18 protein-coding genes are annotated in these 20525 nt (G+C 45.8%); 1 reads left to right on the top strand and 17 read right to left on the bottom strand.

Going from position 1 to position 20525, the window contains the following annotated elements:
* Positions 1-23 precede the first annotated feature (23 nt).
* From KQH97_RS07200 to KQH97_RS07150, 11 genes are all read right to left on the bottom strand, one after another.
* A complete protein-coding gene (locus KQH97_RS07200; RefSeq protein WP_195518383.1) occupies positions 24-710 on the bottom strand; it encodes an ECF transporter S component in 687 nt (228 codons plus the stop codon).
* Positions 700-2340: an ABC transporter ATP-binding protein gene (locus KQH97_RS07195; protein ID WP_216553643.1), complete on the bottom strand. Its 1641-nt coding sequence runs from the start codon at positions 2338-2340 to the stop codon at positions 700-702. The genes KQH97_RS07200 and KQH97_RS07195 overlap by 11 nt, the downstream gene beginning before the upstream one ends.
* Positions 2313-3179: an energy-coupling factor transporter transmembrane component T gene (locus KQH97_RS07190; RefSeq protein WP_216553642.1), complete on the bottom strand. Its 867-nt coding sequence runs from the start codon at positions 3177-3179 to the stop codon at positions 2313-2315. The genes KQH97_RS07195 and KQH97_RS07190 overlap by 28 nt, the downstream gene beginning before the upstream one ends.
* Positions 3176-3706 (bottom strand): DUF4430 domain-containing protein, encoded by a 531-nt coding sequence (locus KQH97_RS07185; RefSeq protein WP_117938991.1) that lies wholly within the window; start codon positions 3704-3706, stop codon positions 3176-3178. The genes KQH97_RS07190 and KQH97_RS07185 overlap by 4 nt, the downstream gene beginning before the upstream one ends.
* The gene (locus KQH97_RS07180) at positions 3703-5724 is read right to left on the bottom strand and encodes a transglutaminase family protein (RefSeq protein WP_216553641.1); all 2022 of its coding nucleotides are present in this window, start codon (positions 5722-5724) and stop codon (positions 3703-3705) included. Before KQH97_RS07180 ends, KQH97_RS07185 begins: the two co-directional genes overlap by 4 nt.
* 17 nt (positions 5725-5741) lie before the next feature.
* Positions 5742-6710, bottom strand: a complete 969-nt coding sequence (locus tag KQH97_RS07175; protein ID WP_216553640.1) for a DUF58 domain-containing protein — start codon at positions 6708-6710, stop codon at positions 5742-5744.
* Positions 6707-7639 carry a MoxR family ATPase gene (locus tag KQH97_RS07170; protein ID WP_216553639.1) on the bottom strand — a complete coding sequence of 311 codons (933 nt, stop codon included), beginning with the start codon at positions 7637-7639 and terminating at the stop codon, positions 6707-6709. The genes KQH97_RS07175 and KQH97_RS07170 overlap by 4 nt, the downstream gene beginning before the upstream one ends.
* Positions 7627-9357 carry a prenyltransferase/squalene oxidase repeat-containing protein gene (locus KQH97_RS07165; RefSeq protein WP_216553638.1) on the bottom strand — a complete coding sequence of 577 codons (1731 nt, stop codon included), beginning with the start codon at positions 9355-9357 and terminating at the stop codon, positions 7627-7629. The genes KQH97_RS07170 and KQH97_RS07165 overlap by 13 nt, the downstream gene beginning before the upstream one ends.
* Before the next feature lie 10 nt (positions 9358-9367).
* Positions 9368-11233, bottom strand: coding sequence for a DUF4430 domain-containing protein (locus KQH97_RS07160; protein ID WP_216553637.1), 1866 nt, complete (start codon positions 11231-11233; stop codon positions 9368-9370).
* A gap of 193 nt (positions 11234-11426) precedes the next feature.
* Entirely contained in the window at positions 11427-13664 is a 2238-nt protein-coding gene (locus KQH97_RS07155; RefSeq protein WP_216553636.1) for an NPXTG-anchored protein, read from the bottom strand.
* Positions 13665-13971: 307 nt separating this feature from the next.
* Positions 13972-14142, bottom strand: a complete 171-nt coding sequence (locus tag KQH97_RS07150; RefSeq protein WP_171028765.1) for a YlcI/YnfO family protein — start codon at positions 14140-14142, stop codon at positions 13972-13974.
* Between the two features lie 173 nt (positions 14143-14315).
* Between KQH97_RS07150 and KQH97_RS07145 the strand changes: the two genes are divergently transcribed.
* On the top strand, positions 14316-14825 hold the full coding sequence (locus KQH97_RS07145; RefSeq protein WP_215648725.1) for a hypothetical protein: 510 nt from the start codon (positions 14316-14318) through the stop codon (positions 14823-14825).
* Positions 14826-14871: 46 nt separating this feature from the next.
* Here KQH97_RS07145 and KQH97_RS07140 read toward each other — a convergent pair whose 3' ends face one another.
* The 6 genes from KQH97_RS07140 to KQH97_RS07115 form a co-directional block, all read right to left on the bottom strand.
* Entirely contained in the window at positions 14872-16623 is a 1752-nt protein-coding gene (locus tag KQH97_RS07140) for an NFACT family protein (protein ID WP_216553635.1), read from the bottom strand.
* Between the two features lie 16 nt (positions 16624-16639).
* Positions 16640-17401, bottom strand: a complete 762-nt coding sequence (locus KQH97_RS07135) for a Nif3-like dinuclear metal center hexameric protein (RefSeq protein ID WP_216553634.1) — start codon at positions 17399-17401, stop codon at positions 16640-16642.
* On the bottom strand, positions 17385-17870 hold the full coding sequence (locus KQH97_RS07130) for a spore coat associated protein CotJA (protein ID WP_216553633.1): 486 nt from the start codon (positions 17868-17870) through the stop codon (positions 17385-17387). The genes KQH97_RS07135 and KQH97_RS07130 overlap by 17 nt, the downstream gene beginning before the upstream one ends.
* 22 nt (positions 17871-17892) lie before the next feature.
* Entirely contained in the window at positions 17893-18564 is a 672-nt protein-coding gene (locus KQH97_RS07125; protein WP_216553632.1) for a class I SAM-dependent methyltransferase, read from the bottom strand.
* A 74-nt stretch (positions 18565-18638) separates the two neighbouring features.
* The gene (locus KQH97_RS07120) at positions 18639-18842 is read right to left on the bottom strand and encodes a DUF1858 domain-containing protein (protein ID WP_022288179.1); all 204 of its coding nucleotides are present in this window, start codon (positions 18840-18842) and stop codon (positions 18639-18641) included.
* A gap of 225 nt (positions 18843-19067) precedes the next feature.
* Positions 19068-20237 carry a cation diffusion facilitator family transporter gene (locus tag KQH97_RS07115; RefSeq protein ID WP_195550900.1) on the bottom strand — a complete coding sequence of 390 codons (1170 nt, stop codon included), beginning with the start codon at positions 20235-20237 and terminating at the stop codon, positions 19068-19070.
* Between the last annotated feature and the right edge of the window lie 288 nt (positions 20238-20525).

The raw sequence follows: 20525 nt of genomic DNA, 5'->3' as shown, positions 1-20525 counted from the left end.
CGACAGGGCAAAGCTTTGTCGGTCTAATTTTTTAATCCATATTTTTTATCCAGTCTTTTAAATATCCTGCCAAAGGGTTTTGATAAAACCAGCAGGAAGAACACGTTGGAAACTGCGTATATAAGGGTGAAAAAGGCTGACGAGCCAACAAGGGCAAGGTATCTGCTGAGAATAAAGGCGTTATCAGCCCACAGACAGCTCCACAAGTCCATGATAAGAGAGAACGCCGTTCCTGAGATTATGCCGAAGGTCACAAGGAGTGGCTTGCTTTTTATAAGCTTATCAGCCAACATTCCTGCAAAATATCCGGTCAGACCCCACACGAGCATTTGAAAAGGCGTCCACGCACCTTGTCCGAAATAGAAGTTTGAGATAAGGGCTGTCATTGCGCCTGTCATAAAGCCCGATTCTCTTCCCATATAAAGAGCGGTTATGATAACGATTGCGGTGCAGGGCTTAAAGCCCGGCAGAAAGCTGAAAACTATCCTGCCGAAAACGGACAATGCGGTCATAGCGGCTATTATCACAAGCTGTGTGCTGTCGGAATGCTTTTTCTCAAAGTGGAGAAAATAGCCTGCCACGGTAAGAATGGCAAGTGCGGCGGTGACGAAAGAATAGAAGCGTTCTCTGAAAAACATTATGCCGCCAAAGCACACAAGGGGTATGACAAGAAGATAGATAAGCCCTGACACAAGTTTTTTACTGCTCATTTAGACCTCTTTTCACCATTGCGAGCCGTTCTCTTACGGCTGTTGACGTCACTGCACCACTGAAAAAGCCCCTTGTGAGCCTTGCGGCGGCGGTGGTGTAAAAGCGATTGTGGGAGAAAAACTCCACGGCATTATCCTCTGCGACTATCTTCCCGTCAAAAAGAAGTCCGCACCTGTCGCAGTATTGTGCGGCAAATTCAAGGTCATGGGTCACGAGAAGTATCGTCCTGCCCTCGGCTTTAAGGCTTGCAAGCACATCTCCCAAAGCTTTCTTCGCAAAGCTGTCCATGCCCTTTGTACACTCGTCGAGAACTATTATTTTCGGGTCGGCAAGAAGAATTTTTCCAAAAGCACATTTCTGTATCTCGCCGCCGCTGAGATCCCAAGGGTGACGGTCAAGAAGATGTTCTATGCCCATGCGCTGTGAAACATTTTCCACTGTGACTTTGTCACCGCTTTGCAAAAGATCCTCACGGACGCTTTCTTTTACAAACATTGTCACAGGCTCTTGGGGCAAAAATGCAAGCATTTCACGGAAAAGCGAGCCGTTTTTATAGGCTTTCTGCTTTTTACCGAAAAGTGAAACAGTGCCCATATAAGGCTTGCAAAGTCCGCATATCACACGCAGGAGCGTTGATTTTCCGCCGCCGTTCGAGCCTAAAAGCCCATAACACTCCCCTTTTCTGATACCAAGGTCACAGCCTTTGAGGATATCGGGAGAGTTTTTTTCATATCTCTGCCACAGATTTTTGCACTGTAGGGCATAAGGCTCGGCACGTTCTGTATCAGTGACAGCCTGCTTTGGAATATCCGTCACGCCAAGCTTTTCAAGCTTCGCCCTGCCTTGTCTTACATTGAGGGGCAGGTCGTCGCAAAGCATTGCGAACGCCTTGGCGGTTTCGGGAAGAAAGCCCTCCAGAGCGTTCTCCACAAAATATTTTGCAGTCAAGGCAGGCGTACCGAAAAACTCGGTTTTACCCCTTGCAAGATACAAAATTTTGTCGCAGGAGTCAAAAAGCTCCTCGGGGTCATGCTCGGCAATGATGATAGTCACTCCCATTTCTTTGTTAAGGCGGTCTAAAATGCCAAGAAGCTCCCTTGCGGCAACGGGGTCGAGCTGTGCGGTAGGCTCATCAAGAAGCAGGATATCAGGGTCTGTGGCCATGACGGAACACAGAGCAACGAGCTGTTTCTGACCGCCCGAAAGTGTGGAGATATCCCTGTCATAGAGCGGCTCGATACCGAAAAAAGCCGCCATTTCACCAACACGGCTTTGTATCTCACCACTTTTCACACCAAAGCTTTCAAGCCCGAAAGCAAGCTCAGCCGATACTTTGTCGCATACCGTCTGGCTGTCAGGGTTTTGCATTACAAAGCCTATCTTTTCAGCACTTTCACGGGCAGAAAGCTCGCTTCTTCCCTTGCCCATAAGGGTGATGTCGCCGGAAAGCTCGCCCCTTGGGGAAAGCTCTCTTTTCAGAAGCCTGAGCAAAGTAGATTTTCCGCTTCCCGAAGCACCGCAGAGCATTATTTTTTCGCCTTTTTTCACTGAAAAAGTGCAGTCAGAAATGGCATAGTCCGTGCTTTCGTTATATTTGAAAGCTACATTTTTGCAAGACAATATTTCCATCTGATGCTCTCCTTTACTTCAAGAATAAACGGGAAAACGCATAGTAATGCGAACATTCCCACAGGCAAAACGCTGTTTTCAAGCTTTATCACAGGGTAAAAAGCGGCGGACAGCTCGCCCTTTGCGGAAAATATCAGCACCAATGCAAAGATAACTGCAAAAACCGCCACAAAAATGCCGTCCCATGCTCTGAACTTGAACGAGTGTGCAAAGCTTCGTTTCCGGATACCATAACCACGGGCTTTCATTGAAGCGGCTGTGTCCGCTCCCCTTTCAAGCGTGCCTGCACAAAGGGCTGTGAACACTGTGCAGTCTTTTTTCAGGCGGTCAAAACGGCTGTCGGAGACGTTCGCACCAGAGCAATTCAAAGCGTCCAAAAGCTGTCTGTGAAGCCTTTTGAGCTTTGGGATAAAGCCCATTGTCATTGTTATCACAAGGGCGGCTTTTGGCGTTTTTCGGCCGAAAATGTATAGGAGCTTTTCCCTTGTAAGCACCTTTCCAAGAGCTTTGCACCACATTATCACAGCGGTGAGGGAAAGTCCTGCGGTCAAGCCATAAAAAAGGGCTTCCTTCGTGTAAGCCTTGCCGTTTACGAAAAAAAGCGGCGTTACGCCCTTATGTGAAAAAAGTGGATTTGTGACAGTCAAAACGGCGGTAAGAAAGATGTAGAAAGCAAGGTCTGATGCGGTCTGTCTACAGCTTTGAGTTATGGCACAAAACAGGAACGCTCCCACTGCCGAGCATATACCAACGGCTGGTGAAAAGCAGAACATTGTCACCGCAAGCACAGCCGTAAAATACACAAGGGCGGTCAAAGGGTGAAAAGCTGACAACCTCATTTCACCGCCTCCTTTGTGTAGTCGCAAACGTAGTAAAACTCCACGCTGTCACCGTCATGGAGGACATACTGTGAACAGCCCTTATCGGGGCTTTCGCCATTTACCGTATAGGTCCACCCTGAGGACGGACCGCAGGAAAACTCGTAGATATTGTTTATGCCACGGACATACACCGTGTTGTAAATATTATCCTCTGAGCCTTGATAATCAAGGGGTATCTTACCGCACCTTGTAGCTTTTTCCAACAGATCAAAGGCGGTGTCGCCCTCACGGAGGACATATTTTTCCGCAGGCATAACAATGCCGTCTGAGGGAACATAGCACTCGTCACGGAGATTTTTGTCAAGCATATCGTAATTATCCAAAATATCAGAGCAATCCACTGTCAGAGTGACAGTGTGAGCGGCATTTGCGGTATCGTCGCTGTGCAGGCTGTAATACTCGTCAACGGACTGAATATCAACGCCCTTTATGACCGCTGCCGCTGCTAAAATTATGACTATGAGCAGAGCGATATCCTTTTTCACTTTTCTGCTCCCTCCTGACCTTTGAGCTTTTTGGCTTTCTTTGCCTGATCTGCGAAATTTTTAACCACTGCCATTTCCTCTTTGGTTATCTCGAGCCTTGAAAATCTCGCCTTTTCGTATATTTTCTCGCACTCTGCGAAGCTTTCCGCCATATCAGCGCCAAAGGTCTTTTTTATGCTCTCGGAAAGCTCTCTTGGCGTATGGTCTGAGAAATTCCTGCCGCAAAGCTTTTTTCTGCCTGCAAAGAACAGCTTCTCCACCTTTTTGCTGTCAGGCAGAGCGGCAAGCTTTCTTTTTCTTACCAAAGCTATTATTGCCGCAATAAGCCAGAGTATAAGTATTACCGCACCGATAACGATATATACCGCATAGCTTTTCTCCGCAGGTTTAGTCTTGTTCTCCTCAAAGATCTCTTCCCTTGGTTTGTCCTCGTCCTCGGGAGCAAGGGCTTCGCCGCCTTGGTTGGTGGGCTTTGCTTTTACGGAGCTGTCGTCAGTTTTTATCATGCCAACATAATCGGGGCAGACCTCGAAAGGCTGCCAGCCTATGCCGTCTTTGTAATACTCCGCCCAATAGTGGAGCTGTTTTGAAGTGACGGTCAGGGCTGAGTTATCTGTAAGGCCTTTGGTCATGTCTGATGTGATAAAATATCCTCTGCAAAGCCTGGCAGGAACGCCCTTTGCACGGAAGATCTTCACAGCAGCGGCAGCAAAATCCTCCTCGCCCCCACGGCAAGTTACCTCAAGCATATCTGCAAAAGAGCTTTCGCCCCCATAGGTCTTTGACCTGTCAAGCACTGTGTCTGACACAAAAAAGCTTAGCATATCAGACCGCAGTTTACCCTGAGAACCTTGCAGATCAAAATGGTTTGCGGCAAGCTGTTTGTCCTCGGCTGATATGTCAAGGCAGGTGGAATAAACATAGTCACGATAACCCTTTTCTGTGGCAAGATAATCCGCAGGCTTAGAAGTGCGCAAGGTATCAAATGTGCCAAAAGGCTTTGTGAGATAGCCTTCCGACACCGCAAGCCTGTAATAGCTTTTGGTGTTCTCAAAGCTTCCGCCTATTATCTTTGGGTCGGAAAAAACGTTCTCTGCGGCGGTCATACCATAGGTATAAAGGGGATTTCCGCCATTTTTGATGTTTACTGTAACGTTGCCGCTGTCGGATATATCAATGGCATTGTCAAGCAAAGCGGTCTGAAAAGCCGGTGAGAAATCAAGCTTATCAAGCCAATAAAACTCATCTGAGTAGGAATATTTCTCCTCACCGCTAAGCTCCCCCCACACGCCGTTAGTTTCTTTCTCAAAACGGCTCTCCAGAAGATACAATGGCTGTGGGTGCTCCATTATGATCTCATACTCACTTTTCGTATTAAAGCGATCGGCAAAGGCAAAGTTGGAAAGCTTATCAAAAAGCCCTGTCAGGCAGGCTATAAGCACTGCGCAAAATGCTGTAAGTATAAGCACAAATGGCTTCAAATCGCCTTTTATGCTGCCGGAAAACGTCAATGCAAGGATACCTAATGCAACTTCTGCAGTGGCATAATACAGAGGGATATCAATAAAGATACCTGCGCACAAAAAAAGCGCAAGCATTGCCACTGTAAAAACTCTGCTGTCAAGACGGCTGAAAATGCTCTGCACTGTGGAAACTATCACTGCACCCACGCAAAGAGCAAACCAAGGGTCTGAGCTTTTTTCCACAAGCATTTCCACCACTCCTGCGCTTTTACCGTGGGCGGTCAAGACGCAGTTCAAAAGCCCTGCAAGGCTTGTTAAAAACTTCTTGTGGAATATCACCGCCGACAATAGTGCGGCGAAAAATGGTATAGGCAAAGTCTTTTTTGATACCCCTGCAAGGGCTGTCAATATGCACACACCTACCAGGGCAAAGGCTCGCCAGCCCATACCAAGCGACAATGACAGCAGGAGCATTGTCACTGCACCAAAAAGGCTCTGCATTATATAAACGCTCTTTGAAAAGTGCTTTTCCACATAGCAAACACTTGCTGTCAAAATTGTCACCTCTTTTACTATTTTATCTCGATAACACGGCTTATGCCGCTTCTTTCAAACAGCTCTGAAAACTCCGTCAGTCGCTCTTTTCCCTGCTCAGGCTGTGAAGAAAGAAGGCTGTCCAGAGCGACAGTGAAGCTGTCTGCGCTGTCGATATGCTCAAAAACTTTTCTCTGCTGAGAAAAGCTGTAAAATGCCATGTAATGCCCTATACCGCCGTCTGAAAGATACATTGAAAGGCTCAGTGCCTTTGCGGCAATGCGGTCATAATCCGTTGCGGGGACATTTCCGCCTGTTTCAACGTAGATACAAAGGCTGTCAGTAACAGGCTCGCCATATTCACGGACGTAGATATCACCAAGTCTGAAAGACAGCTTCCAATGCACCGATTTATAGCTGTCCCCCTGACGATATTCTCTTATTCCGATAGGCTCGCTGTGGTCAAAGCCCTCGTTTTCATTGCTGAAAAAGTCGCTTTCAAGGGCTTCCTTGAGCTTTGCTTCCTCGCTCTCATCTATCTCTGCTGCATCAGGCATTATGTTCACACTGCCCTTTATTTCGCACTGCGCCTTTTTCCATGTTAGCCCTGTAAAGTCAAAGGCTCTAAGTGTCAGAAACTCTGCTTTTATCTTTCCGCAGGTGTCGCTTTTTACAGTGATATCCACCTGAGCAGGCTCTCTGCTGATGATAAAATGCACCTTTATGTCCTCACACTGTCCTGTGAGCATATTTCTAAGCCGCAGTTTACCGCTGTATTCACCGCAAGTTCCTGTGAAGATAAATTTTAGGCTCATGTCCTTATTTTTCAAGCCTGTGCCGTCGTTTACCAGTGTTGCTGATAGCTTTTTCTTCGAGAATATATTTACACATACTGACAATACAAAAAGCACTGCGCACAAACCAAGCACCGTTATGCCAATGGGCTTTTTCAGCACAAAAAGCAGTATGCCCAAAGCTGTGCAAAGGCAGAAGCATAGCCTTTTCATCTGCGTTTTTCCTCATTCTCAGGGCATTTTACGCTTTTAAGTATCTCGTCAAGCACACTTTCTGCCGCAAGTCCTGAGAGCCGGCCCTTTGCAGAAAGAGAAATCCTGTGGCTGCAAACATGGGCAAAAAAATCTCTTACGTCCTGGGGAACGACATATTCTCTGCCCTTATAGCACGCCCACGCCTTTGCTATCCTGCAAAGCGCCAAAGCTCCTCTTGGGGATACGCCCAGAGAAATATTTTCATTATGCCTTGTGGCGTCGCAAAGGTCTGAGATGTAGTCATAAACGCTGTCGTCAACAAAAACAGCCTTTGCCTTTTTCTGCATTTCTATAAGCTTTTCAGCGGTGCAGACGGCTTTCACATCTACCAGTGGGTCTGAACTGCTTCGGTCTGACATTATGCTTCGCATTGCTGCCTTGTCAGGATAGCCCATTGAAAGCTTTATCATAAATCTGTCAAGCTGTGAAACAGGCAGTGCCGCCGTGCCAACTGTGCCTGTAGGGTTTTGTGTTGCTATCACTGCAAAAGGCTCAGGCAGAGGATATGTTCTGCCGTCAACTGTGCAGGCCCGCTCCTCCATGACCTCCAAAAGGGCAGATTGCGTCTTGCCTGAGGTTCTGTTTATTTCGTCTGCAAGAAGTATATTCGTCATTGCCGCACCGCTGTGGAAAGTAAAGCCCTGCGCCTGTCTGTCAAAAGCCGTATAGCCTGTGATGTCGGAAGCCACAGTATCAGGGGTGAACTGTATCCTCTTTGTTTCAAGCCCCAAAGCCTTTGAAAACGCCACCGCAAGAGTAGTTTTTCCCACGCCCGGAACGTCCTCCATAAGCACATGACCCTGCGCCAAAATTGCGGCGAACACCATATCCACCACTTCGTCCTTGCCGATTATGACCTTTTTCACTTCATCTGTTATCTCACGCATTTTTTACCCTTCTTTCTTACCACTGTGAAAACTCCCACTGCGCACAGCACCGCTGCCGCAGATATCACATACACTGTCACGTTTTTATCCTCCGCCTCTTTTATTATCTCGTCAGCAGAAGTGACCTTTTTCCGCTCGCTTTCAGGAAGCTTTTTTATCCTCTCTGCGGTCTTTTCCAAAAGCTCCTTTTTGTCTTTTCCAACACTATCAACAGGATAAAGCTCACGGCTTATGATACTGTTAAGGTCTGATACCTCACTGTAAAGCTCGTTTGCTTTGGAGTTCATTTCTTCAAGCTCTGATATTATCTTATCCCTGTCGGAAAGGCTCTCGTCAGCCTTTGCATGGACTAAAAGCACAGCCGTAGCAGTGCAGTCCCCCGAAGTAACGCCGTTTTTTCTCAGGGCTTCAAGCTTGTTTCTGTCGCTTTTTGTAAAGCCTTTCTTGCCCTTATATATTTCCGTTTTCTCGATACTGTATACACAGCCGTTTCCATGGTCTGTCTGTGCAAGCTCCTCTGTGAAAGCCCTGTCGCTCAAGGTCAGGCTATATTTTTCTGCCGCATTTTCAAGCTCTGTACCGTATCTAACATATGTGCGTTCGTCACAATCAAGGTCGTTGAAAAGCTTTAAGGCTTTTTCTGCGCTCTCTTCGTCTGAGATATCCGAAAGCCTGCCGTTTATGCCGTCAAGCTTTTCACGCTGTAGAACTGAAAGCTCCTCTTTCATATCGTAAATACGTCGCATCGTAAGTTCAAAACGCTTTTGTGCCGCAAGTGCGCAAAGCGCCTGCCCTGTGGCAAGCTCGTCAGAATCACCGCCCTTTTCATGTGAAAATCCACCGTCGCTGTTCTGATAGGAAAGCAGGGCGGTCAAAAGGTCGGCATTTTTCACAAAACGGCTGTCAGTTTCGGGTTCGATACCAAGCGAACAAAGTGCTATTACTACCTGCGAATCAGCTTCTGCGCTTCCGAACGTACCTGAGCTGTCCTGCTTGCCGCTTAGATACTCCACCGCTTTGTCAACGCTTTTTCTAACATCGTCACGGGAAAAATCATTGTAATATGGGGCGATCGCCTGCAAAGCCATTGCGGTGATGTCGATATCGCTTTCACCTTTTGACAGCGAAAAGCCGCCATCGGTATTCTGCGAAGAAACTATCTCGTCAAGTATACGCTCTCTGTCAAACTCTGCACCCTCCGGGGTCTTGTAGCCCATTGTATCAAGGGTCAAAAGTGCAAATATCCAGCCGTTAAGGCCCTGTTTGCCTACGGAATTATTTTCATCTCTGCCGTAAACACCGCCTTTTACAAGGTCCATCCCCCCAAGGTCGGCAGGGTCGCCTCCCATTGCGGAGGCTGTTATAGCACACCTCTGCCACTCGGTAGCGTTGTCGGTATCTGAAAGAGCTTTCACACGCTGAGAAAGCGCAGTGAGATAAGCCTCATAGTCCTCCTCAAAACCAAAGCGTGAAATACCTATGGCAAGCCAATCGGAGCTTCCTATGCCTGCGTTTTGCAGAAAATCCCCCGAAAAAATGCTCTCGTCCTGAGAAATGCCCATTTTGTCACGCTGCCACTGACAAACCTTTTCTGCGCTTTCAGTTATCCTGTCCCTTTTATCTGCGTTATCTGCATTCACCGCAGGAACATTTGTCAGAAGCATTACTACCCCTGCAAACACCGCCACTAATCTGCCAAGAAAACCTCTCGTTTTCAACAATATCCTCCTACCATGTTTTATCATAGCTATCCTGTGATCCTGTTATATCTCTGCCGTAGGCAACTGTGAACGCAAGCCTAACAGTGTCGCCGTCGGTGAAGTTCACCTTGCCCATGCCGTATGCAGGCATATTGCCGTTTACAGTGTACACCCAACCTGAGCCGTAGGTGTAGTCAAATTCTCCAAGGCTATCGGCATACTGTGTGTTGCTGTCTGCAATGCCGTCATTTTTTATAAGCTCCGCAAGCTCGCTGTTTACTGCTCCACCTGCAAACGCACCGCTTTTGTGTATTCGGCTTAGATATCTCTGATCGCCCTTGCCTGTAAAGTCACCTGTGAAGCCGTTTTGCTGAAGAAAACGCTCTATAATGTCAACGCCTGTGTCCCCCTCGTATATTGCCACCTCTGAGCCTGCGGCAAGCTGTCCAAGCCCTATGGTATCGGCGTCAAAGCTCATTGTTATAACGCCTGTCTGCTCGCCCTTTTGTGCGCTGACAGAATTTATGGTATAGGCATGATCCGCATATCTGCCCTCGGGGTCATACACCCTTATTTCAAGAAGATTTGCCCCGCCCGAAAGCTGGAGATAATAGGCTGAGTTCCTGTCCTGTGCGATACACTCAACAGAAAGCCCATTGAGCCAGACCTCTGTCTTGTCGGCATATATCCTTCCGCCCTGATAGTCCTGTGCGTTAAATCTGAGGGTGAAGCCCGAGCCTTTCACTGTCTGTCCGTTGGTGACGTTTATATACGTTATCTCAGGTCTTGTGGTATCGTCAGCAATGGGTACATAGGTGACAGTGAAAGATCTGTCTATCTTTTTGTCACCGTCTTTTGCATAAAGCCTTATACGGTTATCACCGCTTTGGATGGTGCAGGTATAATTATCTCTGCCCGAAAGCTTTTTACCGTTTAGAATAACGCTTAGCTTTGCACTGCCACTTTGACCTTTCATTCTCGCATAGAAGCTAAAATCGGCGTCATTTACAGTGCGGTCATAAAGGTCGGTATCGATGGAAAACTCCGCAGGAGTGTATTTTATCTTGAAGCTTTTTTCAGCCTTTGAGCCGTCCTTTTCCGCAGAGAGAGTTATAGTATTCTCGCCCTCTGAAAGCTGTGCGGTAAAAGTTTCACCACCGGAAAGCTTTTCACCGTTGACTTTTACTATCAAAGGTATCTTATCACTGCCGTAAAAAGCTGTGGCTGAAAATGTTATGCTGTCTGAGTCAGTATCCTTATCCGCAAGGTCGGTGTCAAAGGTTATCTCCTTTTTGTCAAAATAAACTGTATAGTCCTTATAAGCCCTTTTCACCTGACCGCTTTTGTCTGCATAAGTGCAGGCAACACGGATAGTGTTTTTTCCTGCGTGAAGGGTAACGCTGCCCGAAAACTGATTTACAACGCTGCCGTTCACAGTGACCTGAACTTTCTGCACTGTGAGAGCCTTGTTTTTATGTGTTATTGTGAACTTATACAGGGCTTTTTTTACACGCTCGCCCTCTTTTATAGAGGTGGTGAAATATTCTGTGTCGGTGTTCTTTGTGACAGTTTCGGTCTTGCTGTCAGGCTTTTTCTTTACCTCGTCAGACTTATTTTCGCCTTGGATATTTATGGTAATATTTGTGCTCCCGCCATTTACTGTCGGGGAATTTCCGTCGCTTTTGTCAGCCTGCGGAGAGCTTTCTGTTGTATCTGTATTGCTGTCGCTGCTATCAGTGTTATCACTGTCATCTGCCTGTGAGCTGTCCATATCTGAGCTTTCGTCATTTGGCTGAGAGCTTGTTTCATAGCCCTCTCCGCCCTGTCCGTCCTCCTCCGCAAGGCTTTCAGACAGTACTGAAAACGGATTTTCAGGGGTCTTATAACTACTCATATTATAAAAACGCATACACAAAAAAGCCGCTGCGATAAAAAACGCCGCTGCTGACAGCATTATTATTTGCCTGTTTTTTTGTGTATGCTTTTTCATAATATTCTCGCTTTTCATATCACAGAAAATGCCCGCCCCCTGAAAATAGAGGGCGAGTATCCTGCAAAATAACTTATATCTTAATTGTCTTATTTTTTTACTTTCTCTTTCTTGAAACTGTAAGCGCTCCGCTGATAAGAAGTGCAAGACCTGCTACGCAAACGCCTGCTGTCGCACCTGTGTTAGGGTTAGCCGCACCTGCGTTATTTGCTGTCTTTGATGAGCTGTCAGCCGCCTTTGATGTGTCAGCACTGCTTACTGACTCTGCGGCTGATGAAGTGGCAGAAGATGTATCCTCAGAGTTTGCAGAAGATACTGTGCTTTCGGAAGATACGTCAGATGAGCTTACAGAGCTTTCTGCTTCTGATGAAGAGCTTGGTGTCTTGAGTTCTTCAAGCTTTTCCTCTGCGGCCGTAAGAGCGTCAACATTGCCTACATATTCCTTAAGGTCGCCAAGAGCGTCATAAGCGGCTCTTGCTGCCTTGATGTCATTCTCGCTGTCAAGTGTTATCTCGCCAAGATCACTGATAAGCTTCTCAACAGCCTTTACGCTGTCATAATCCTCTGCTGCAAGAACTGTTACGTCGATAGTTGCTTCAACAGGTGAAACGGCAACGCCGGTTGTGTTTGCAGCGCCCTCGTTTGTCTTATCTCTGTACATACCATACTTGTATGTAACAGTAACGAAATCATCGTCTGCTGTAAGAGCTGTATCGTCGATAGTCACATAATCTGTAACGTCTTTCTTCGCGCCATTTTTGAGAACTGCGTAAACCTTCAAGTCGGAAGCGTCATAAGCTTCGCCCTCTTTGCATACTGTCTTAGCATTCTCGGTCACAAGCTTTTCCACCTCTGAGCCGACAGCCATTATGTAGCCTGAATCGTTCTTGAAGTAGATAGTGCCGTTTTCGTCTGCAACAAGGTCAGCTATAGCGTACTGAGCCTGAGCACCCGTTGGTGTGAAAAGTGACGGAGCTGTTTTCTTTCCGTTTACTATCTGAGCGTCAAGAACTTCTGTTACGCCCTTTTTATCCTTTACATAGCGGATAGCGCCTGCTGATGCGTTCTCTGAGAAGTAAACATAGTTATAGCCGTTCTCATTCACAACGCCAAGACCTGAGGTCTGTGGATAGCCCTTTGTTTCTGCCTTGTATGCTATCTCAAAACTGTCAAGGTCGATAACTGCGATAGCACTGCCCTTATAGTTGCCCCAGCCTGAGCCGTTTACACCAACATAAGCTCTGCCGTTAAGAACTGTAGGAGATGATGTGCTTGCACCGCCAAGTGGGATGCTGTCAAGCTTTGTGAAATTGCCCTCATCGTCTATTGTTGCCTTATAGAAATATCCGCCGTTAGATGTGAAATAATAAGCGTCTGTATCCTTATCGTAAGAAATAGTGCTTCTTACTCCTCCGCCTACTGTATACTCAGTATCTATAACGCTTCCTGAGGTCTTGTCAAGAGTAACTATTCTTGCAGGGTCGGTAGTATTTGCCTTTGCATTTTCCATGCCGAGAACGACAAAATCATCAGTTGCATATGCGCCTGCCCAATAGAAACCGCTTTTGTTTGTGAATGTCCACTTTGGTGACTTCTCTTCATCTGTTGTGTCAGGATCTTCGTCCTTAACGTCTATGCAGACATACTGATCGTCTTTTCCTGAACCATAGTTGCAGAAGCCTGTGTAGATACAGCCGTCATTATAGTAGATAGGGCTTACAGACTGTCCGCCAACGCTGTCCTTGTATACCCACAGCGACTTGAGGGTGTCAGCGTCAAATGCCTGAATTCCGCCGTTAAAGGCTGAGAATATCATGCCGTCTGCATAAGTAACAGGCTGGATAGCGTAGCTGTTTGTGCCTGCTCGCTGTCCAACTACTGAATCCACAACGCCCGTTTCCTTGTTCATTCTCATGAGCTTGTCGCCGGATGTATAAACGATATAATCTCCAACGATAGCCACAGGCGACGGACCATCGTTCCAGCTTTTTCCTACCTTAGTTGCCCAGTTAAGCACTGCGTTATCCGCACTGTCAGGGAGGACCGATGTTGTTACATTGTTGTTTGTTCCGTCTGAAACAAATGCGCTTACACACACGCTCAGACTAAGAGCAGTCGCAAGAGCGAAGCTGGCTGTTCTCAAAATTTTCTTCTTCATTCTTTTCTGTCCTTTCGTTGATACACACTGTTCCGCCGTCAATGCACTTTTTATGAACACCCCGACCACAGCAAAAAATGCCCTTCCGCCGAAACGAAAAAGCATTCTATCCGCTTTACTGCCTGCACAGCGATAAAGCAGACCGTCATCTTCATCGCCCAAGACAGAAATAGTCAACGAAAACACAGCAGATACCTGACTTATGACAGCGCACAAAAAGCCTGTCAAACACAGTAATGGCGGTTGTGCAGGATTTGGACCTGCTTCCCTGACGGCAAGGCTTTCGCCCTGACACGCTCTACTCAGCTAACAACTTTTCAAACTGTGCTTTCTTAATATTCACATCATGATAATTATACCATATCGCTATGGATTATTCAATAACCTTTTTACACCACTAATAAGCCCGATACAACGCCGTTTTTGTGGCATTTTCATAAACTCATAGACTGAAACTTTGTTGGATATAGTTTTAGGCTATACCCTATGTGTCATCGGCAGAATTTAAATTTTCCAATGCATACTCACAACACTGTATAACGAGCTGATTAAAAGAAATATCATTCTGTGCCGCAAGCTTTTCAAGTTTTTCTATTAGTGTGTCAGGCATTCTTATTGTTTTATTTGATGATGTCGGCTTCTTTATCTCAAACATTTAGCACACCCCGCTGCTTTTAAACTTGTTCCCATGCTATAATTCTAACTAAAAACATTCATAAATAATAGACTTAAAATTGCAAGTAAAAAATACTTGCAATTTTAAAACAAGTATGCTATAATAAGCGTAAAGCAACGCTTTAGTAAAAATAAGAAAAGGGGCATTTATTTATGAAAACAATAAAGTACAGGATATCACTTCCAACGGCATATCTCAAAGGAGAGGTAACACACGAACAAAATTTTGTAAAACTCAAAACACCAAATATTCTTTTCTCCCTTCTTGCCATAGGCACAAAAACTGACGTTATACCTGTAAATCAGATTGCAACCGTAACAAGAACATTTAATTGTATAGGTGTGATACTTCTGTTTGGCATTATACTTATGTGGTCTGGATTTAGTGTTATTTCAGCTTCAAAGATACTTTCACTTTCATCATCACTTGCACCTATCATACTTATTCTTTTAGGTGTTTTAATTATTATAACTTCGTTTCAGACTGTTATTACGATAAAAACAACATCAGGAGAATCACTGAAAATATCAGTCCTGATATTTGATCGGTCAAAAGCTCTTGAAATAGAAGATCTTATAAATCAGCTTATCTCTAATCGACTTGACGACACAAACAATCGTCAGCAAACCGACAGAATAGTTGAAGCAATAACCAACAAATAACAACAAAAAAAGCCCCCATATGTATCGTAAACATACGGGGGCTGAATTATACCCTCAGTTTCTCCTCCAGCTCCGTGTCAGGCTTGACAGTGATAGTGTAGTTGTTTGTAAAAATAACCATGCCCGGCTTTGAGCCGTTTGGCTTTTTAACGTTTCTTATGAAAGTGTAGTCAACGTCCACTCTGGAGGAATTCCTTCCCTTTGAGTTGCAGGCGGCGATTATTGCCGCTTCCTCTATTGTCCTGTCAGGTGGCATTTCCCCGTCGCAGGTGACGATAACGTGGCTTCCTGTGATATCTTTGACGTGGAGCCAAAGGTCAGTTTTTTCAGCCTCCTTACAGGTGAGGCGGTCGTTCTGCTTATTGTTCCTGCCTACCCTTATTTCATATCCGTCAGAAGAACGGTATCTTATAGGCGGCAGAGCCTTTGGAGGCTTGCCCTTGAACTTTGAGCGCTTTACATAGCCCTCCTGAAAAAGCTCCTCACGAAGCTCGGCTATATCACCCTCCGTCTGCGCCCTCGTGAGAGAATCGAAAACAGAATCCAGATACTTGACCTCCTGCTCGCCCTCTGCAATAAGCACAGTGAGCTTTTTCTCTGCGGTGTCGAGCTTTCTGTACTCCTTATAATACTTCTGAGCGTTCTGTGTTGGCGTAAGTCTTTTGTCAAGTGGTATCTTCACTGTAGGGCAGTTCTCGTCATAAAAGTTCTGCACCTCCGCATATGCCATGCCCTTTTGGAGTGTATAGAGATTTGAAGTGATAAGGTCACCGTAAATGCGGTATTTTTCCCTGTCCTTGCACTCTTTAAGCTCCTCACGCTGATTTTGCACACGCCTTTGAGTTCTCTCGGAGGTGTTTATAAGAAGCTTGAATAGGTCGTTGGCTTTCTGCTTTATTCTTGAAAGGGAGTCCCTCTCCGCATAGAAATAGTCCAGAAGAACGCTTGGCGACTCGAAGCCTTTTGTCACCATGAGCGCACCATACTGCGTTATATCGCAGAAGCAGAAATCTTTGAGATTGCCCTCTTTTGTTTTCAGCACTGTGTAGACGTTAGTGCCGTCATTTATGCTGTCACGGACTTTCGAGAAATAAAACCACAGCCTGTCCGCAGTGTCTTCGCTTAGCTGTCCGGCTGTTATCTCAGCACCCCTTGCCGCAAAGAACACAGCTTCCCTTGCGAACACTGGTGAAATGCCCTCAAGCGTTTTCATTATTGCCTTTGAAAGCTCCGCCGTGGGGTTTTCGGCTATCTTTGCAAGAAATTCTTCTTTTGTACATTCCATAAGATTCAGCCTTTGCTCTCTTGGGGGCAAAGTATACTGCGCACCGGGAAGAACCATTCTCACTGATGACATTTCCTGTCCCACACGCTTTATGCTGTCTATTATCCTGCCGTCCTCACGATAGAGGATAAGATTTGAACGCCTGCCCATTATCTCCGCCGCAAGTGTGAGATTCACCCTGTCGCCCATTTCGTTGGTGGCTTCAAAGTCAAAAAAAAGTATACGCTCAAAACCGTCCTGCCTAATGGCAGTAAGTCTGCCCCCTGCAAGATGCTTTCTCATGAGCATACAGAACATAGGCGGTGTTTTCGGATTTTCTATATCCGCCGTTGTTATATGGACCCTTGCCGAGCCTGCACCTGTGCTGAACATAAGCTTCTGCGCACCCTCTTTAGTGCGGATAGTCATTATAAGCTCCTCTCGTGAAGGCTGGTGTATCTTATCCACCCTGCCGTCAATAAGAGGGTCAAATTCTTTTCTGAGCAAGCTCAGATAAATTCCGTCCAATGCCATTTTACTTACCTGCTTTTTATATTACTTCAACTATATCCCTGTTGCTTACGGCTATCTCTACTCTCAGATCGCTGAACTTGTTTTTCAGCTCGTTGGCGATAAACTCGCAGAAGATATTTTCCGTATAGAAATGACCTGCGTCTATAACAGAAACGCCCATATTCCCGCCGTCTATAAAAACGTCATGCTTTACGTCACCTGTCAAAAGCACCTGACAGCCTTTTTCTGCTGCATCAGCAAGGAACGAACCGCCTGAACCTGAGCACACTCCCACACGCCTTATCTCACGCTCGCCGCCGCTGAAACGGACTACTCTACAGCCAAGAACGTCCTTTGCCCTCTGTGCAAGCTCACGGACGTTCATGCCGTCACACTCGCATACATATCCACAGCCAACGCCATGCTCTTCATGCAAAGCGCTCTCAGGTTCAAGACCAAGCATTTTGCAAAGCACGTCATTCATTCCGCCCTCTGCGGAGTCGAAATTTGTGTGCATGGAAAGAGCGTTCTTTCCCCCTGCCGCAAGTATCACAGCAGGGTCGTTCGGCACGAGGGTCTTTAGTCCTCTGAAAATAACAGGGTGGTGGGTGAGAACAAGGTCAAAGTCACGCTGACAAGCCTCTCTTGCCACCTCGGCGGTGCAATCCAGTGCCACCAGCACGCTCCTTACCTCTGCGGACATTTCTCCCACGTTAAGACCGCTGTTGTCATAGCCCTCCTGCAAATGGTAAGGTGCAATATCATCTATAAAACTATAAATATCATAAACCGTTGTCATTTTTGTCAGCTCCTTTTTGTGTGTCTGATGTGCTGTCAGGGATATTTCTGTCCTTGATAACTGCGTCAAGAAGTTCGTAAAAGCCCGTGATGAATGTTGTCACTACGATAACCACCAATGCAGGCATCATAGCGACAAAGGGCAGATAGTTGAGTGCGGGAAACAATGTGCCTCTCGACAAAGCCTCTGCCACATCTTTTTCGCAATGAGTATAGACAAAAGTCATAACAATGGTATGTATAACAAGCGGAATAAATGTAAAGCTGAGCCAGTAAAAGGCTTTGCCCACGTTTGGTTTCTTAAATTTAAAATAAAAACCTATATACGCACCCAAAGCAACAACGCCGCTTAATATCACGCTTGCACCGCCGGGACTTACCATACAGAACGCTACGATAAGCAACACCGAAAATATCGTCACGGAAAGCTGCATGGCTATGCCTATCCCCAAAGCTTTCAGAAATTTCATTTTTGCCCCATGTTTTTTTGTATCATATTTTTTTCAACGTTTCAAGCTCGCTCTGTGCAAGCTTAACGAGCCTTTCACCTAACTCCTTTTTGTCCTCGGACTTCATCATTCCGCTGCCTGCAACAAAAATTCTTTTTGCCTGCCTTGCGATATACTCTTTCCCCTCGCCCTCAGGCTTAACAAAGCCGAACTGCAAATATCTGTCATCACATTCATAGGACGGCGTTTTGCCTGTATACACCGCCTGCATGACAGAATATGCAAACAGCCCCTCTGTGCAGGCAAGCTCTTTTTTCACCTCAAAGCCGTTGTCATAAAGCCACTTTCTAAGCACGTCCCATTTTGTCATAGGCTGTAAAACGAGGTTTACGCTGTTTTTCACCCACGGACATTTTTCCAAAAGCCTTGCAATAAGCTCACCGCCCATGCCTGCCATAACAACGTCTGTTATGCCCTCAGGCGGAACATTGTCAAGTCCGTCTGAAAGCATTGTTCCAATGCGGTCTGAAAGCCCCTCACGGCGGATATGCTCCTCAGCCGACTTTAGCGGCATTGGTGCAACATCACAGGCGAGAGCCTTTTTGCACATATTTTCCTTTATCATAAAGCAGGGCAGATAACCATGATCTGTCCCCACATCGCATACAAAATCTCCCGTACAAAGCTTTGCACAGGTCACAAGTCTTTTATCCAAAGCTTTCCTCCAAAGAAAAAATCGCCGCTCGCCCCCTAAAAAGGCGGCTGGGCGGCGAAAGTAGTTCCAAACGCTTATTCTGCAAAATGCTTGTTGAGCTTTTCGAGCATTTCCTCAACAGGAACGCCATGAACAGCACAAGCCTCTTCAAGAGTTTCGCCTCTTGACGCTGGGCAGAACAGACAGTGCATACCCATTTCCATAAAGTATGGTGCTGTATTTTCATCAGCGTCCATTATATCGCCTATAATAGTATCCTTTGTAACTGTGAATGCCATTTTATATTCCTCCTATCATGATAGACCACGCACCGCAAACGCTTTGCGTTATACCTATATTATAACCAATCCTGAGAAAAAAAGCAAGCCCTTTTTAAGGCAATACCGCACAAAGATCGTGCGTCAGATGCGTAGTCAGATTTTTTTGTGTGATATGACGGAAAATCTGCAAGCAAATGGCGTGCAAAGCCGTCAGGCGGGCTTTGTGCGGTGTTGCCTTATATATTATAATGTATCGCCCTTATCAACATTTATAACAGCGTTGTATCTTCCGTCAAATTCTGTAAGCCGTTTTGATATTTTTGCTTTTACCTCACTGTCTGAAAGTCTGAAATCAAAAGGCACTACCACGTCAAAGATAAGATTTTCACGGTTTTCTCCCTTTGTCATTCTGAAATCGTGTATGCTAAGGCATTGGTCGATAGACTTCACAACGTCTGTTACTATCTTTTTAGTTTCGATAGTTTGCTCGTCATGATCTGCCACCGGATCCATATGTATAGACACTGCGCAGTGATATTTTTCTTTCATGCTATCCTCAAGATCGTCTATAAGCTCATGAGCCGCCATAAAGTCCATTTCACATGGCACTTCAGCATGAAAAGAGATAACGGTATTCCCTACGCCATAATCATGTATGAGCAGATCATGGATACCGATTATCTCAGGAAAGCTCATTGCGGTATCAACGATATCCTGAACGAACTCCTTATCGGGCTTTGAACCGAGAAGCGGCGAAACGCTGTCCTTGCAGGTCATAAAGCCTGAGCGGAAGATAAAGAGAGCAACGAGAACGCCCATATAGCCGTCTATGTTTATGCCTGTGAACGCAGAGAATACCATTGCAAGCATAACAGCTCCTGTTGCGGCGCAATCGGAAAGGCTGTCAGCGGCAGAGGCGAAAAGCGAGGTAGAGTTTATCTTTTTCCCAAGCTTTCTATAGAAATACCACATCCAAAGCTTCACAGCCACAGAGCAGGCAAGTATCACAAAGGTCATTACCGAGAAAGCAAGCTTATCGTGGGCAAAGATCTTTGAAAAAGAAGATTTTCCAAGCTCAATGCTCATCATCATTATAATAAACGAAATGACAAGACCTGAGATATACTCCATTCTGCCATGACCGAAAGGGTGGTCTTCATCTGCGGCTTTGGCCGCCATTTTAAATCCCACTAGCGACATTATAGACGAGCCTGCGTCGGACAAGTTATTGAAGGCGTCCGCCATAACGGACACAGCCCCTGACACAAATCCTGCAATAAGCTTACCGAGGAAAAGCATGATATTAAGGACTATACCAGTACATGAGCCTAGGTAGCCATATTTTTTTCGGACGTTTTTATCTTTCACGTTATCTCTGTCTTTTATGAATAATCTTATAAGAAGTGCTGACATATGAATATCCCCTTTTGTTTACCAAAGTAAACTTATAAGTTTATCTACTATTATAACACATAATATTACAAAATCAAGTGCAAATGCTTATTTATATGGATATTCGCCGCAGCAGGCAATATGCAGCCACTTATTTCTCATTTCAACCACATAATAAAATTTTCTTTTCTGTAGGTTTGTCAATCATATTGGACACTATTATTAAGAAATTCGATAGGCGAAAACCATTTGAGGGGACGCATAGGACGGTTGTTTGTTCGACTTAAACGTGCAGCTAGCTGCACGTTT

Origin of the sequence: Ruminococcus sp. MSJ-25 (genome assembly GCF_018917825.1) — a bacterium.
GTDB classification, from domain to species: Bacteria; Bacillota; Clostridia; order Oscillospirales; family Ruminococcaceae; genus Hominimerdicola; species Hominimerdicola aceti.
The sequence above is the reverse complement of the archived record's forward strand: the minus strand, read 5'-3'. Positions and strand labels throughout refer to the sequence as shown.

Bases quoted from the DNA above. Each gene is read 5' to 3' on its own strand.
- KQH97_RS07200 (WP_195518383.1), bottom strand. From the start codon at position 710: ATGAGCAGTAAAAAACTTGTGTCAGGGCTTATCTATCTTCTTGTCATA.
- KQH97_RS07195 (WP_216553643.1), bottom strand. From the start codon at position 2,340: ATGGAAATATTGTCTTGCAAAAATGTAGCTTTCAAATATAACGAAAGC.
- KQH97_RS07190 (WP_216553642.1), bottom strand. From the start codon at position 3,179: ATGAGGTTGTCAGCTTTTCACCCTTTGACCGCCCTTGTGTATTTTACG.
- KQH97_RS07175 (WP_216553640.1), bottom strand. From the start codon at position 6,710: ATGAAAAGGCTATGCTTCTGCCTTTGCACAGCTTTGGGCATACTGCTT.
- KQH97_RS07170 (WP_216553639.1), bottom strand. From the start codon at position 7,639: ATGCGTGAGATAACAGATGAAGTGAAAAAGGTCATAATCGGCAAGGAC.
- KQH97_RS07160 (WP_216553637.1), bottom strand. From the start codon at position 11,233: ATGAGTAGTTATAAGACCCCTGAAAATCCGTTTTCAGTACTGTCTGAA.
- KQH97_RS07150 (WP_171028765.1), bottom strand. From the start codon at position 14,142: ATGTTTGAGATAAAGAAGCCGACATCATCAAATAAAACAATAAGAATG.
- KQH97_RS07145 (WP_215648725.1), top strand. From the start codon at position 14,316: ATGAAAACAATAAAGTACAGGATATCACTTCCAACGGCATATCTCAAA.
- KQH97_RS07140 (WP_216553635.1), bottom strand. From the start codon at position 16,623: ATGGCATTGGACGGAATTTATCTGAGCTTGCTCAGAAAAGAATTTGAC.
- KQH97_RS07135 (WP_216553634.1), bottom strand. From the start codon at position 17,401: ATGACAACGGTTTATGATATTTATAGTTTTATAGATGATATTGCACCT.
- KQH97_RS07130 (WP_216553633.1), bottom strand. From the start codon at position 17,870: ATGAAATTTCTGAAAGCTTTGGGGATAGGCATAGCCATGCAGCTTTCC.
- KQH97_RS07120 (WP_022288179.1), bottom strand. From the start codon at position 18,842: ATGGCATTCACAGTTACAAAGGATACTATTATAGGCGATATAATGGAC.
- KQH97_RS07115 (WP_195550900.1), bottom strand. From the start codon at position 20,237: ATGTCAGCACTTCTTATAAGATTATTCATAAAAGACAGAGATAACGTG.